Genomic DNA, 14053 nt, shown 5'->3' with positions numbered 1-14053 from the left:
ACTGAGTGCCGGGAGCCTCTCCCCGGTAGGTTCAGCGGGTGTCCGACACCCGTCCCCGCCGTACGTTCGCCGTCATCAGCCACCCTGACGCCGGCAAGTCCACCCTCACCGAGGCGCTCGCGCTGCACGCGCGGGTCATCACGGAGGCCGGCGCGGTCCACGGCAAGGGCGACCGGCGCGCCACCGTCTCGGACTGGATGGCGATGGAGAAGGCGCGCGGCATCTCGATCACCTCCGCCGCGCTGCAGTTCGTCTACCGCGACCACGTGATCAACCTGGTCGACACCCCCGGCCACAGCGACTTCTCCGAGGACACCTACCGGGTGCTGTCGGCCGTCGACTCCGCGGTGATGCTGATCGACGCGGGCAAGGGGCTCGAGCCGCAGACCCTGAAGCTGTTCAAGGTGTGCGCGCTGCGCGGCATCCCGGTGATCACCGTGATCAACAAGTGGGACCGCCCCGGCCTCTCCCCGCTGGAGCTGATGGACGAGATCGAGCGCCGGATCAAGCTGCGCCCGACGCCGCTGACCTGGCCGGTCGGCGAGGCCGGAGACTTCCGCGGCGTGCTGGACCGGCGTACCGGGGAGTTCGTGAAGTACACCCGCACCGCCGGCGGCGCGACCATCGCACCCGAGCGCCGGATGTCGCCCACCGAGGTCGAGGAGGTCGACGCCGCGGTCTGGGCCGACGCCGTCGAGGAGCACGAGCTGCTCGCCCTCGACGAGGCCGACCACGACCAGAAGCGCTTCCTGGCCGGCGAGACCACCCCGGTCATGTTCGCCTCGGCGCTGCAGAACTTCGGCGTCGCCCAGCTCCTCGACCTGCTCCTCGACCTGGCCCCCGAGCCCAGCGCGACGGCCGGGGTCGACGGCAAGGTCCGCGAGGTCGGCGACGACTTCAGCGCCTTCATCTTCAAGGTCCAGTCGGGCATGAACAACGCCCACCGCGACCGCCTCGCCTATGCCCGGGTGGTCTCCGGGCGCTTCGAGCGCGGCATGGTGGTCACCCACGCCTCGACCGGGCGCCCGTTCGCGACCAAGTACGCCCAGTCGGTCTTCGGCCGCGACACCGCCTCGGTCGAGCACGCCTCCCCCGGCGACATCATCGGTTTCGTCAACGCCCAGGCGCTGCGCGTCGGCGACACGGTGTACGTCGGCGACCCGATCGAGTACCCGCCGGTCCCGAGCTTCGCGCCCGAGCACTTCATGGCGGCCAGCGCCGGCGACATCGGTCGCTACAAGCAGTTCCGCCGCGGCATCGAGCAGCTGGACCAGGAGGGCGTGGTCCAGGTGCTGCGCTCGGACCTGCGCGGCGACCAGAGCCCGGTGCTCGCGGCCGTCGGCCCGCTGCAGTTCGAGGTCGTCGAGGACCGGATGAAGAACGAGTTCAACTCCCCCATCCGCTTCTCCCGCCTCGACTACCAGGTCGCGCGGATCACCGACGCCGACGGCGCCCTGGCACTGCGCGGCAAGCGCGGCGTCGAGGTCCTCCAGCGCACCGACGGCACCCACCTGGCGCTCTTCGTGGACCAGTGGCGCGCGAACGTCACTGCCCGCGACAACCCCGACATCCTGCTCGAGGCACTCCCGGCCGGCGGGAGCTGAGCACCGTCCGGGTCCGTTCCTGATCCGCACAGCGGAACCCAGGTCACGACCCGGTCACACTCTGCCCGAGGACGACCAGGGTATATATCCTTCTACGCGCTCCGAGCCCTACCTTCCGGCGTGGGGATGCGGCACCCCGCTGCATCACGACATCGGAGGATGATGGTGAGAAGCAACAAGAGGGCTCTCTTCGCCGGGCTGCTGGCGGCCGGCACGATGCTCAGCGGCCTGGTCGGCCTCGCACCGACGGCCCAGGCGGCCGAGCAGGCGTGCCACAACTACAGCTCCTCGAGCAGCACCTGCGTCAACACCCAGCTGCGGATCGACGGCACCAGCCACAGCGTCGACTGGTACCTGCCGAACACCTCGGCCTCGGCGCTGATGGTGCTCAACCACGGGTTCAGCCGCGGCTGCGGCAACCTGCGCGGCACCAGCAAGGCGATCGCCGAGAAGGGCGTGATGGTGCTCTGCGTCAACGGCGACATGACCGCCGGCAACCCCGAGCTCGCCGCCGACCTGGGCGACCTGCTGACCTCGCGCGCCGTGACCCCGCCGGCTGGCAAGGCGCTGCCGAGCCGCTACATCGTCGGCGGGCACTCTGCGGGCGGCCACTTCGCCAGCGCGCTCGGCGCCCGGCTGGACGCCAACGGGTACGGCGACCTCGCCGGCGCGATCCTGTTCGACCCGGTCGCCAGCGGCGGCTTCACCGCCAACCTGGAGGCCATCTCCGACGGCGGCGCCCGCGAGGTGCTGGCCGTGACGGCCCGCCCGAGCATCACCAACCTGTTCAACAACTCCGCCGAGGCGCTCGTCGGCCTCGACAACCCCTACGTCGGCCTCCAGCTGGTGTGGGAGAAGTTCACCCTCGGCATGCCCGTCGGCGGCAGCTGCCACATCGACGTCGAGGGCGAGAACACCGACCTCATCGGCATCGCCGGCGCCGGCTGCTCGGCCAACACCACCCAGACCGCGCGCCTGCGTGACTTCGGCTCCACCTGGGCCAAGGACCTCGCGACCGGCACCCGCACCGCGGCGTACTACTGCACCGACGCGGCCGCCGTCTCCACGTGCGGCACCAAGGTGAAGGACCTCGTCGACCGCACCCTGCCCCTCGCAGCACCGATCCGCTGATCATCCCCACCGGCCTGCCCGTCCGGTGCAGGCGCTCCCCCCAGCCGAAGGATGAACAGACGCATGAACCGAAGCATCACGATGTCCCCACGCGCACTCCCCCTGCGCGTGCTCTCGGCCCTGCTGCTCACCGCCCTCCTCGGGCTGGCGACGCCGAGCACGGCCACCGCGGACCCCACGTCCGCGATCACGCCCGCGGCGGTCTCGACGTACCAGTCGCAGATCAAGAACGACGGCACCGCCGTCTACCACCCCACCCACGCCACCGGTGAGCTGCCGGTCGCACTGCTGCTCCAGGGCGGCAAGGTGCACCGCCAGCACTACAGCGAGTACGCCGCGGCAGTCGCGTCGTACGGCTTCGTCGTGGTCACGCCGAACCACCGCCGCTTCAACTTCTTCGACACCGACTACTACACCTCGACCAGCCAGGTCGGGGAGACGCTGTCGTGGATGGCGAGCGAGAACGCCTCGGCGTCCTCGCCGCTGCACGGGCGCATCGACACCGACACGATGGTCCTGCTCGGCCACTCCTTCGGGGGCGCCACCGGGCTGAGCATCGCCGAGGACAGGTGCTCCATCCCGTTCTGCACGACGCTGTCCTTCGACCTGCCCGCGGCGGTCAAGGCGGGGTCGTTCTACGGCACCAACAACGCGATCCTGGGGATCCACCCGTCCATCGACAACCAGATCCCCGTGCAGCTCGTGCAGGGCCAGTCCGACGGCATGGCCGAGCCGGCGCAGGCCGAGAGCACCTACGCCAAGATCGCGAACGGGCGCAAGCAGATCGTCCGGGTCTCCGGTGCCAACCACTACGGCATCACCAACGTCCAGAACCCCAGCGGGGCGGCGGCGGAGACCAGCACCCAGGCGAGCACCCAGGCCGCGAGCATCGAGACCACCGCCCGGTGGTCCGCGCTCTGGCTGCGCGCCCAGCTCGGTGACACCGCCGCGGCGACGTACGTCTACTCGACGGGCGACGCCGCGGACACCGCCGTCACGGTGACCAGCTCCCCGTGACGCACGCCTGACCTCGGGCGGGCCGCCACCACCCCGGTGGCGGCTCGTCCGTGGCGGGTGCGAGACGCTGACGCCCGTGCCCGACGCCGACCCCGCTCTCCAGGTCCTCCGGCGCAGGTTCGGGCACCGCGAGTTCCGCGGCCAGCAGGCGGCCGTCATCGAGACGCTCGTCGCCGGCCGCGACGCCCTGGTGCTGATGCCGACCGGCGGCGGGAAGTCGCTGTGCTACCAGGTGCCCGCGCTGGTGCGCCCCGGCACCGGCATCGTGGTCTCGCCGCTGATCGCCCTCATGCACGACCAGGTCGGCGCGCTGGCGGGCATCGGCGTGCGCGCGGCGTTCCTGAACTCCTCGTTGGACCCCGATCAGCGCCGCGAGGTCACCCGGGCGTACGCCGCCGGCGAGCTCGACCTGCTCTACCTCTCCCCCGAGCGGCTCGCCGCGCCCGGCACCCTCGACCTGCTGGCGCGGGCCCCGATCAGCGTGATCGCGGTCGACGAGGCCCACTGCGTGGCCTCCTGGGGCCACGACTTCCGCCCGGACTACCTGACCATCTCCCGCCTCACCGAGCGGTTCCCCGAGGTGCCGCGGATCGCGCTGACCGCCACCGCCACCCTCGCCACCGCCGCCGAGATCGAGGAGCGGCTGGGGCTGCGCCTGGGTGCGGACGGCGGCGCCGAGCCGGGGGCGGACCACGGGTCGGGACGCTTCGTGGCGTCCTTCGACCGGCCCAACATCGAGTACCGCATCGTGGCCAAGGACGCCGACCCGCGCCGCCAGCTGCTCGACCTGCTCATGAGCGAGCACCCCGGTGACTCGGGGATCGTCTACTGCCTCACCCGCCGCTCGGTCGAGGAGACCGCGGCGTACCTCACCGCCCACGGCATCGAGGCGCTCGCCTACCACGCGGGGCTGGCGACGGAGGTCCGTGGCGTGGCGCAGGCCCGCTTCCAGCACGAGCCGGGGCTGGTGGTGGTCGCGACCGTCGCCTTCGGGATGGGCATCGACAAGCCCGACGTCCGCTTCGTGGCGCACCTCGACCTGCCGAAGTCGGTCGAGGGCTACTACCAGGAGACCGGCCGCGCGGGACGCGACGGTGCGCCGGCCACCGCGTGGCTGGCCTACGGCACCAGCGACGTGGCCCAGCTGCGCCGCTTCATCGCGCGCTCCCCCGGCGGCGCCGCGCAGCGTGCCGTGCAGAGCGCCAACGTGGAGGCGATGCTCGCGCTCTGCGAGACCCTGCACTGCCGTCGCGGGCAGCTGCTGGCCCACTTCGGCCAGCCCGGGCCCGAGCGCTGCGGGCGCTGCGACACCTGCCTCGCCCCGCCCGCGGCGTACGACGCGACGCCGGCGGCCCGGATGCTGCTCACCGCGGTCGCGGAGCTCGCCCAGGCGCGGCGGGTGGTCGACGTCGCCGGGCTGTTCGAGCACCTCGGTGACGCCGAGGTCCCCGCGGAGCGCCTGCGCGCCGTCGTACGGCAGCTGCTGGCCATGGGCCACCTCGCCTGCGACGTCCGCGGCCGCCAGACGCTGCACCTGACCGCGACCTCGGCGCGGGTGCTGGCCGGCGAGGTGCGCGTCGGGCTGCGCCGCGACCAGCCGGTCGAGGCCCCGCCCGCCCCGCGCGCCGCCCGGGCCACCCGCAAGCGCCGCAGCACCACGAAGCGCTCGCGGCGCCGTACGACCCGGAAGCGCGGCACCCGGTCGACGTCGCGCGCCGTCGCCGCTCCGGTCGCCCTCGGCGACCTGGATGCTCCGGCCCGAGACCGCTACGACGCGTTGCACGCGTGGCGCGCCGAGCAGGCGGCCGGGCTCGGCCTGCAGCCCTTCTTCGTCCTCAGCGACCGCACCCTGGTCGCGGTCGCCGCGCGCAACCCCGCCGACGCCGCGCAGCTGCTCGACGTCGCCGGCATCGGGCCGAAGAAGCTGGAGCGGTGGGGCGCACCGGTGCTCGAGGTCCTCGCGCGGGGCTGACCCTGCGAGGTCCCGCGCTGCTGTGGCACGCCGGCGCCCGGTCCTTCGACATCGCCCCTCGGAACCTCCTCGCGATTGGCGCAGGTCCTGGACGGGCATACCTCTCCGTATGCCTCGATACCTCCGCACGCCCGCCCGCTCCCGCCTCCGGCGCATCCTGATCACCTCGGCCATGGCGTCCGTGCTGGCGTCCGGGGCGCTGCTCGCCCCGCCGGCCCAGGCGGCCTGGACGAACGGGCTGGCCGTGCAGGGCGCGAAGGTCCAGGTCTGCAAGGTGCCGCTCGGCGACGGCGACCTCAGGGTCCGGGTCCGCTTGGACAACCGGGGCGCGCAGCACGCCCACATCGGGTCGGTCTACCGAGTGCGCGGCGAGCAGAGGACCGAGGCCCGGGTCCGCGCGGCGAGCGGGAAGATGTCGGGGACGAAGGCGCTGCGCGTGAAGCGCGGGGACCAGGTCGGAGTGGGCTTCGAGGAGGTCACCGGCGAGGGGCTGGGTGGCACGATGACGCGGTCGAGCATCTCTCGCTGCTGACGTCGACACCCTGCCGGTGAGCGTCACCTGCACACGCTGACCGGCCTCGGGGCCCGGGCCCGGTGTCGCGCCGAGGGTTCTCCTCCTCGTCCGCCGGTGGGACGCTGGAGAGCAGGAGGCAGCCGATGACCCTGCGGACCGAGCGCATCGACAAGTGGGTGCGCGCCTATCTCGAGGACCAGGCGGTCGTGGACAGCCGACAGCCGCTGCTGTTCTGGGAGCCCGGGTTCCCCGTTCCCGGCTACGCCTTCCCGCGCAGCGACGTACGCACGGACCTGCTGACGCCCGCCCTCGGCCGACTGCCGCGCGAGCCCAGCTTCTTCCTGCCGCACGGCCCCGTCGAGCAGTGGTACGACGTGACGCTGGGCGGCCGCACGCTCCACCACGCGGCCTGGGTGCGCGACACCCCCGAGCTGGCCGACCACGTGATCCTGACCTGGCAACCCGGCGTGCTGGACCGCTGGCTGGAGGAGGACGAGCTGGTCGGCGTGCACCCCCGGGACCCGCACAAGCGCGTCGAGGCGCTCGCCAGCAGCCGGCACGTCGTGGTCGAGCTCGGCGGTGTGTGCCTCGCCGACAGCAGGCAGCCGGTCGTGCTCCTCGAGACCGGCCTGCCCGCCCGCTTCTACCTGCCGCGGGAGGACGTCACCCCCGGCGTCCTCGAGCTCAGCCCCACCCGCAGCCAGTGCCCCTACAAGGGGAAGGCGGACGCCTACTGGAGCGCCCCGGGCCATCCCGACGGCGCCGACATCGCCTGGTCCTACGCCACGCCGCTGCCCCCGGTCGAGAAGATCGCGGGGCGGGTCGCGTTCTACAACGAGCTGGTCGACCTCACCGTGGACGGCGTCGCGCAGCCGCGCCCGCGGTCGCCGTTCAGCGACCGGGCCCACCGCCCCTCCGCCACGCGTCGGTAGGCGGCCGGCACCGGCCGGCCCGGCTCCGCGGCGGGCGCTGGGGTCATCGCCGGGTGATGGGCGCCTCGAGCAGCCCGGCGAGCGCGTCGGAGAGGAAGTCGGCGGTCTCGGCCCATTCGTCGACGTCGCCGGTCTCTGCGACGCGCGCCTCGACAGTGGCGCAGACCGTGGCCACGATGTGACCCATCAGCGACGCGCGGGCGCGCACGACCTCGGGGTCGAGGTGGGCCAGGCGCGCCGCGATCGACTCGTAGACCTGCACGCCCATCAGCGAGATGTCGTCGGCGGCGCCGAGCACCTGCTGCGTCGCCGGGTCGTGGTAGGCCTGATCCAGGAAGCGCGCGCGCCAGCTGGGGGCGGGCAGCGCCGCGAAGACGGTGGTCAGCGGGACGACCAGGGCACGGATGTCGCCCATCAGGGAGTCGGACTCCGCGAAGGCGGCGCGGCGCGGCGGGTCCAGCTCCTGCTGGTGCCGCTCGATGAGGGCACGCAGCAGCCCGGCCCGGCCCCCGAAGTAGTAGCCGACCGCGGAGTGGTTCGTGTTGCCGGCGGCCTCCGCGATCCTGCGGTCCGAGACCTGGGCGATCCCCTGCTCGGCGAAGAGCCGCTCGGCGGCGTCCAGCAGCGGACGACTCGCATCGACTCGTGGCATCGCGGGCTCCTCCCGGCGGACAGTGACGACGGTTACGGTACGTGACCTCACAGGATTTACGCCATCTGACTTACTCTGGGCTGGCGGGCCGCATCGGTTCCGCACCGACTTTCGCGGCCGCCCTCCCTCGGGCCCGGCCGCCCCCGAGGAGACACGTTGAGCGCAGGATCTGCCGCGTACGCCGAGAAGTACCCGCCGCCGCCGCCCGAGACGGCGGCCGAGCGCAAGGGGCGGATCGTCGCCCTGTTCGTGATGCCGTTCTTGATGATCACGATGATGTACGCGACGTACATGGCGACCATGCACGACCCCAGGCCGAGCGACCTGCCTGTGGCGGTCGTCGGCCAGGGCGAGAGCGCCGACGCGTTCGCCGCCGGGCTCGAGTCGGGCTCCGACGGTGCGCTCGACGTGCGGGTCGTCCCCGACACCGCCACCGTGGAGGACCTGGTCCGCGACCAGGACATCGCCGGCGCGATCGCCCTGCCGGCCCGCGACGACGTCGCGACCGTCTACCACGCGATGGGCGGCGGTGCGTCCCAGGCGACGCTCGTGACCCAGCTCCTCAGCCCCGCCGCGATCGCGGAGGGCTGGCAGGTCGAGACCGTCGACCTGGCGCCGCTCCCGGAGGGTGACGGCTCCGGCACCATGGTGCTCTTCGCCGCGATGGGCCTGATGCTGGCCGGCTACGTGCCGCTCAGCGGCCTGCTGATGGGCGCGCCGAACCTGCTGCGCCTACGCAGGTTCCTCCCGGTCGCCCTCGGCTGGGGCGTGCTGACCAGCTCGCTGACCTGGCTGATTCTCGGCCCGGTCGTGGGCTCCGTCAGCGGGCACTACCCGCTGTTCCTCGGCCTCGGCACCCTCGCGGTGCTCGCCGTCGGCACCACCCAGCTGCTGTTCACCAAGGTGATGGGCCCGTTCGCGGTGCTGCTCGGGATGCTGCTGTGGGTGGTCTTCGGCATGCCCGCCTCCAACCTCGCGATGTCGGTCCACACCATGCCCGGCTTCTTCGGCTGGCTGCACGACGTGCTCCCGCTGCCGGCCGCCGGCGAGGCGCTGCGCTCGGTCATCTACTTCGAGGGCAACGGCGCCTGGCGCCACGTGCTGACCCTCGCGCTGTGGTTCCTCGTGCCACTCGTCCTGTCCGCGCTCAAGGAGCGCAAGGCCGGCGACCTGATCGTCGGCGGTCCGCTCTACACCGCCCCCGACGCGCCGCTCCCCGCCCTGTCCGGCGGCCCGGTCGCGCCGTACCGCAAGCGTCTCGTCGCGGTCGCGCTGTTCCCGCTCGCCATCGTGGTCACCGTCGTCACGGTGATGGGCCTGTCCATGCACAAGCCCGAGGTCTCCGACCTGCCCGTGGCCGTGGTCGCGCCCGCGGCACAGGCACAGCAGGTCGTCACCGCGCTCGAGGAGAGCATGGGCGAGGTGACCGACCTGCGCGTCGTCGAGTCGGCCGAGGACGCCCGCGAGCTGATCCTCGACCAGGAGCTCGTCGCGGCCTACGTGCTGCCCGCCGCCACCGGCGAGCAGCCCACCCTGCTGAGCGCCAGCGGCGCCGGGCTGAGCCAGCAGAACGTCGCGGTGCAGATCTTCCGCGCGGTCGCGGCCGAGGGTGGCGCCGAGCTCGCCGTCGAGGACATCTCGCCCCTCACCGGCGACGACTCCAACGGCAGCAACAGCCTCTACGTCGGCATGGCCTGGATCATGGGCGGTTTCCTGTTCTTCGCCGTGATGCGCGGCGGCGCCCCGGACCTGACCCGCACCCGTCGTCTGCTCCCGCTCGTCGCGGGCTGGTCGGTCGGCATCTCGGTGTGGCTGTGGTTCCTCTTCGACGTGCTGATCGGCGCGGTCAACGGCCACCCGCTGGCGATGATCGGGTACGGCGCGTTCACCGTGTTCGCGGTCGGCTGGGCCAGCGCGGTGTTCACCCGCGTCTTCGGTCTCGGCGCGCTCGTCCCGGTGATGATCGTCGTGATGCTCGCCGGGGTCCCGGCGTCCGGCGGCGGGCTCTCGATCTACATGGTCCCGGAGTTCTTCCGTCCGCTCGCCGACGTCCTGCCGCTGCCGGCGGCCGTCGACATCGCCCGCTCGGTCGTCTACTTCGACGGCTCCGGGGTCGGCGGGAACCTGCTGGTCCTCGCGATCTGGGGCGCCGTCGGCCTCGCCCTCAACGCGCTCGTCGTCGACCGGTGGGTGAACCGCCCCTCGGCACCCCCGCCCGCCCCGATGGGCCCGCGCCACACCCCCGAGCGCAAGCCGAGGAACGGCGGCGACGACACCCCGACCGAGGACCCGGTCCTCGAGGGCGCCGGCGTCTGAGGTCAGCACCACCACGCACCACGAAGGGGCGGGAGCCAGGGTCGACCTGGTTCCCGCCCCTTCGCGCTGTCGGGCCGCCGCGCTCAGCGGCGGCGGACCACCTCGACGGTGAGCAGCCGGTCCAGGCCGTCGGTCCAGGCCCGGTCGCGGCCGTTGCCGCCGAGCACGAAGTCGCGCCCACGGCCGCCCCAGAGGCGGTCGTGGCCGTCGTCGCCGCCGACCCGGTCGTCCCCGGCGCCGCCATGGAGCCGGTCGCGGCCGTCCTGGCCGATCAGCTGGTCACGTCCCGCGCCGCCGTGGATCACGTCGTTCCCCCGGCCGGCCCGGATCCAGTCGCGACCGCGGCCGCCCCAGACCCGGTCCCGCCCGGTGTGGCCGTTGAAGAAGTCGTCACCGGCGCCGAGGCGCGCCGTGTCGTTGCCGGCATCGCCCAGCACCGCGACCGCGAACGACGCGGACAGGGTCGAGGCGTCGACGCGGTCGTCGCCGAGGCGCGGCCAGATCTCCAGCAGCACCGGCTTGCGGGGGCTGGCGTCCGGGAGCCGGCACGACGCGCCGATCCCCCGGCGTACCGGCACCCGGCGGCAGGAGCCGGCGAGCCGCTTGAAGCGCTTGGTGCCGGTGTCGGTGATCCGGATCCGGTTGCCGCGCACCCGCAGGGTGATGTCGTTGTCCTGCTGGCCGCTCCAGTAGCGGTAGCCGTGCGCGGTGCGGGTGAGCAGCGACTTGTCCTTCAGCGGGATGAAGGGGAACTGTCCGACGAGCTCGGTGGTGTAGTCGTACGGCGGCCCGGCGGTCCCCACGCCGTTCGGTGGGGTGGGGAGCGGGTCGGCGGCGGCGGGGCTCACCACAGCGGCGAGCAGGGAACCGGCGGTGGCGGCGGCGAGCAGGCCGTGGACCAGGCGGCGGGGCATGGAGTTCCTCCAAGGAGTGGTGGCCACTGCACCCAGCCAGGGCCACCCGTCCCGGGCGGCCCCGCCCCTTCCGCCGCAGAGGTGGCGGGCCCACCGTAGTCGGGCCGCTGCCGGCGCCCAAGACGGCGGCAGGTGAGGGCAGCCTGTCCTGTCTGGACACCCGTCGGCATCGGGCGCACGGTGGAACGAACCACCCGACGCCCACCGGAGGTCTCCCCATGAGCACCATGGCCGATGTCGGCACCTGCAGTGTCGAGTCCTGCTCCTTCAACCACGACGGCTGCACGGCGGACGCGATCACCGTCGGCTCTGCCGGCGACCACGCGACCTGCGCGACCTTCATCTCCCTGGGCGTCAGCGGCGGGCTGCCGACGGTGCGCGCCCATGTCGGGGCCTGCCAGCGCGCCGACTGCACCCACAACCACGACCTGATGTGCCACGCCGACTCGGTGACGATCGCGTGGGGCGGCGACGAGGCCGACTGCATGACCTACGCCCCCAGCATGTGAGGGTCCCGGAAGCACAGCAGCCCCCGGCCGAACGGCCGGGGGCTGCTGCATCTGGAGCGGACGACGAGACTCGAACTCGCGACCTCAACCTTGGCAAGGTTGCGCTCTACCAACTGAGCTACGTCCGCAGGTGCAAGAGAATCATGCACCACGAGTCCCATCAGTCCCACATCGGGGTCACCCTCGGGCTCAGCCCGCCTCCAGGACACGGCGCAGGAACTGCCGGGCCCGCTCGGTGACCGGGTCGCTCAGCACCTCGGGCCCACCACGCTCGGCGACCACGCCGCCGTCGAGGAAGAGCACCTGGTCGGCCACGTCGCGGGCGAAGCGGACCTCGTGGGTCACGATCACCATCGTCCAGCCGGTCGCGGCGAGGTCGCGCACGACGCCGAGCACCTCCCCGACCAGCTCGGGGTCCAGCGCCGAGGTCGGCTCGTCGAACAGCACCACCTCCGGGCGCAGCGCGAGCGCCCGGGCGATGCCCACCCGCTGCTGCTGCCCGCCGGACAGCTGCGAGGGGTAGGCGTCCTCACGGCCGGCCAGGCCGACCTGGGCCAGCAGCTCGCGCGCGGCATGCACCGCCTCGTCGTGGTCCACGCCCTGGGCACGCACCGGGCCCTCGATGACGTTGCCCAGCACCGTGCGGTGCGGGAAGAGGTTGTGGGACTGGAAGACCATCCCGCTGCGCGAGCGGAGCCGGCGCAGCAGGGCCCGCCGCTCCCGGGCGGCACGCGGCAGCGCGCCGTAGTCGACCTCGACGTCCCCGATGCGGACCGTGCCCGAGTCGGGCTCGGCGAGGGCGTTGAGCGAGCGCAGCACCGTGGTCTTCCCCGACCCCGAGGGGCCCAGCAGCACGGTGCAGGTCCCCGGTTCGGCCTCGAACCCGACGTCGCGCAGCACCTCCTGGTCGCCGAAGCTCTTGCGCAGGCCCTCGGCCCGGATGAGCGCGCTCATGCGACGTACCTCCCCAGCCGCCGCTCGAGCGGCTCCTGCGCCAGCGTGATCAGGTAGCACAGCACCCAGTAGTAGAGCGCCGCCAGGCAGTAGAGCGGGAGGTACTCGGTGCTGAGCGCCGCGGCCACCTGGGCCTCGCGGAACAGCTCGGTCACCAGCACCACCGCGGCAAGCGAGGTGTCCTTGACCAGCGACAGCAGCGTGTTCGACAGCGGCGGTACGGCGATCCGCGCGGCCTGGGGCAGCACGATGCGGCGCATCGCGGCCCACCCGTCCAGGCCCACGGTCGCGGCCGCCTCGACCTGCCCGGTCGGCACGGAGAGGACCGAGGCGCGGATGATCTCCGCGGCGTACCCGCCCACGTTGAGGCTCAGCGCCAGGCAGGCCGCGGCGAAGCTGGGCAGGTCCACCCCGACCTGGGGCAGCCCGTAGAACACGATGAACAGCTGCACCAGCAGCGGCGTGCCGCGGATCAGCGAGACGTAGAACCGGGCCGGCGCCCGCAGCAGACGTGACGGCGACATCCGGGCCAGCGCGACGAGCAGCGCGATCAGCAGGCCGCCCACGAAGCTCACCGCGGTCAGCGGGATCGTGCCGACGAGGGCACCGCGCAGCATCGGCCAGGCGGCGTCCTGGAGGACCTCGAGGCTGCCCCGATCGGCGTCCGAGCCGGCCACGTCCACCTCGCCACCGTCGGCGACGGAGACGTCGGCGCCGAAGTACTTCTCCGAGATCTCCTCCAGCGTGCCGTCCGCGCGCAGCTCGGCGATCGCCCGGTCGGCCTGGTCGCGCAGCTCGGCCTCGTCGCGGCGGAACACCAGCGCCTGGCGTCCCTCCTCCCCCTCGGCGTCGCCGGCGATCTTGATCTTGTCGGTGCCGCTGGAGGCGAGGTAGTCGAGCACCGCGATGTTGTCGTTGACCGTCGCGTCCACGCGGCCCTGCACCAGCAGCTCGGCGGTCTGCGCGAAGCCCTCGACGGACTCGACGTTCGCCCCGGCGTCGCGGGCGACCTGGGCCCAGTTGCTGGTCTCGGACTGCGCCACGGTGCGCCCGCGCAGGTCCTCCAGGGAGGTGATGTCGTCGTTGTCGGCGGCCGTGACGATGACCCCGCGGGAGAACGTGTACGGCGTGCTGAACAGGTAGCGCGCCCGCCGCTCGGGGTTGATCGTGACCTGGTTGGCCAGCACGTCGACGCGCCCGGAGTCCAGCGCCGGGAACAGGGCGTCGAACTGGGCGCGGACGAACTCCAGCTCCCAGCCCGCCCGGTCGGCGACGGCCTCGATGACCTCGACGTCGTAGCCGGTGAGGCCGTCGTCGGGGTCGACGTAGGTGAACGGCGGGTAGGTCCCCTCGGTGCCGACGCGGACGACGACCAGGTCGCCGCCCTCGTCCGCGGCGTGCGCGGGGGCCGTCCCCACGCCGAGGACGGCGGTGAGCGCGGCGAGCATCGCGCCGAGCAGCACGGCGAGCAGCGCCGGCGCGCGCCGCGACCGGTGGGGTCGGGCGTGCCGGGACACGGCGCTCACGCGGATCGCGGA

12 protein-coding genes and 1 tRNA gene are annotated in these 14053 nt (G+C 73.0%); 8 read left to right on the top strand and 5 right to left on the bottom strand.

Annotated features, from left to right (window positions below; genetic code table 11):
* The first annotated feature begins 38 nt into the window (after positions 1–38).
* The 6 genes from HOQ23_RS07675 to HOQ23_RS07650 all read left to right on the top strand — a co-directional run bounded on the left by HOQ23_RS07675 (position 39) and on the right by HOQ23_RS07650 (position 7170).
* A complete protein-coding gene (locus HOQ23_RS07675) occupies positions 39–1604 on the top strand; it encodes a peptide chain release factor 3 (RefSeq protein ID WP_172213442.1) in 1566 nt (521 codons plus the stop codon).
* 165 nt (positions 1605–1769) lie between these two features.
* Positions 1770–2735: an alpha/beta hydrolase gene (locus tag HOQ23_RS07670; RefSeq protein WP_172213440.1), complete on the top strand. Its 966-nt coding sequence runs from the start codon at positions 1770–1772 to the stop codon at positions 2733–2735.
* Between the two features lie 63 nt (positions 2736–2798).
* On the top strand, positions 2799–3752 hold the full coding sequence (locus HOQ23_RS07665) for an alpha/beta hydrolase (protein ID WP_172213438.1): 954 nt from the start codon (positions 2799–2801) through the stop codon (positions 3750–3752).
* A 76-nt stretch (positions 3753–3828) separates the two neighbouring features.
* Positions 3829–5724 carry a RecQ family ATP-dependent DNA helicase gene (locus HOQ23_RS07660; RefSeq protein WP_172213436.1) on the top strand — a complete coding sequence of 632 codons (1896 nt, stop codon included), beginning with the start codon at positions 3829–3831 and terminating at the stop codon, positions 5722–5724.
* Between the two features lie 172 nt (positions 5725–5896).
* Positions 5897–6256: a hypothetical protein gene (locus tag HOQ23_RS07655; protein WP_172213434.1), complete on the top strand. Its 360-nt coding sequence runs from the start codon at positions 5897–5899 to the stop codon at positions 6254–6256.
* Between the two features lie 125 nt (positions 6257–6381).
* A complete protein-coding gene (locus HOQ23_RS07650; protein ID WP_172213432.1) occupies positions 6382–7170 on the top strand; it encodes a DUF427 domain-containing protein in 789 nt (262 codons plus the stop codon).
* Positions 7171–7213: 43 nt separating this feature from the next.
* Here the strand turns inward: HOQ23_RS07650 and HOQ23_RS07645 are convergent, their stop codons facing one another.
* Positions 7214–7822: a TetR/AcrR family transcriptional regulator gene (locus HOQ23_RS07645; RefSeq protein WP_172213430.1), complete on the bottom strand. Its 609-nt coding sequence runs from the start codon at positions 7820–7822 to the stop codon at positions 7214–7216.
* Positions 7823–7978: 156 nt separating this feature from the next.
* Here HOQ23_RS07645 and HOQ23_RS07640 point away from each other — a divergent pair, with 156 nt between their 5' ends.
* A complete protein-coding gene (locus HOQ23_RS07640; protein ID WP_172213428.1) occupies positions 7979–10138 on the top strand; it encodes an ABC transporter permease in 2160 nt (719 codons plus the stop codon).
* Between the two features lie 83 nt (positions 10139–10221).
* Here the strand turns inward: HOQ23_RS07640 and HOQ23_RS07635 are convergent, their stop codons facing one another.
* The gene (locus HOQ23_RS07635; protein WP_172213426.1) at positions 10222–11052 is read right to left on the bottom strand and encodes a calcium-binding protein; all 831 of its coding nucleotides are present in this window, start codon (positions 11050–11052) and stop codon (positions 10222–10224) included.
* Between the two features lie 218 nt (positions 11053–11270).
* Here HOQ23_RS07635 and HOQ23_RS07630 point away from each other — a divergent pair, with 218 nt between their 5' ends.
* On the top strand, positions 11271–11561 hold the full coding sequence (locus HOQ23_RS07630) for a DUF1540 domain-containing protein (protein WP_172213424.1): 291 nt from the start codon (positions 11271–11273) through the stop codon (positions 11559–11561).
* A gap of 52 nt (positions 11562–11613) precedes the next feature.
* On the opposite strand, the gene HOQ23_RS07625 is transcribed toward HOQ23_RS07630, so the two are convergent.
* The 3 genes from HOQ23_RS07625 to HOQ23_RS07615 form a co-directional block, all read right to left on the bottom strand.
* Positions 11614–11689, bottom strand: a tRNA-Gly gene (locus HOQ23_RS07625).
* Positions 11690–11750: 61 nt separating this feature from the next.
* Entirely contained in the window at positions 11751–12515 is a 765-nt protein-coding gene (locus tag HOQ23_RS07620) for an amino acid ABC transporter ATP-binding protein (RefSeq protein ID WP_172213422.1), read from the bottom strand.
* Entirely contained in the window at positions 12512–14041 is a 1530-nt protein-coding gene (locus tag HOQ23_RS07615) for an ABC transporter permease subunit (RefSeq protein ID WP_367650420.1), read from the bottom strand. Before HOQ23_RS07615 ends, HOQ23_RS07620 begins: the two co-directional genes overlap by 4 nt.
* Positions 14042–14053 lie beyond the last annotated feature (12 nt).

This window comes from Nocardioides sp. zg-DK7169 (assembly GCF_013155365.1).
Taxonomy (GTDB): Bacteria; Actinomycetota; Actinomycetes; order Propionibacteriales; family Nocardioidaceae; genus Nocardioides.
This window is presented reverse-complemented; position numbering and strand designations above follow the sequence as displayed.

What these genes read in the sequence shown, in the direction of transcription:
- HOQ23_RS07665 (WP_172213438.1), top strand. Translation starts at nt 2,799, where the DNA reads ATGAACCGAAGCATCACGATGTCCCCACGCGCACTCCCCCTGCGCGTG.
- HOQ23_RS07655 (WP_172213434.1), top strand. Translation starts at nt 5,897, where the DNA reads ATGGCGTCCGTGCTGGCGTCCGGGGCGCTGCTCGCCCCGCCGGCCCAG.
- HOQ23_RS07650 (WP_172213432.1), top strand. Translation starts at nt 6,382, where the DNA reads ATGACCCTGCGGACCGAGCGCATCGACAAGTGGGTGCGCGCCTATCTC.
- HOQ23_RS07645 (WP_172213430.1), bottom strand. Translation starts at nt 7,822, where the DNA reads ATGCCACGAGTCGATGCGAGTCGTCCGCTGCTGGACGCCGCCGAGCGG.
- HOQ23_RS07635 (WP_172213426.1), bottom strand. Translation starts at nt 11,052, where the DNA reads ATGCCCCGCCGCCTGGTCCACGGCCTGCTCGCCGCCGCCACCGCCGGT.
- HOQ23_RS07630 (WP_172213424.1), top strand. Translation starts at nt 11,271, where the DNA reads ATGAGCACCATGGCCGATGTCGGCACCTGCAGTGTCGAGTCCTGCTCC.
- HOQ23_RS07620 (WP_172213422.1), bottom strand. Translation starts at nt 12,515, where the DNA reads ATGAGCGCGCTCATCCGGGCCGAGGGCCTGCGCAAGAGCTTCGGCGAC.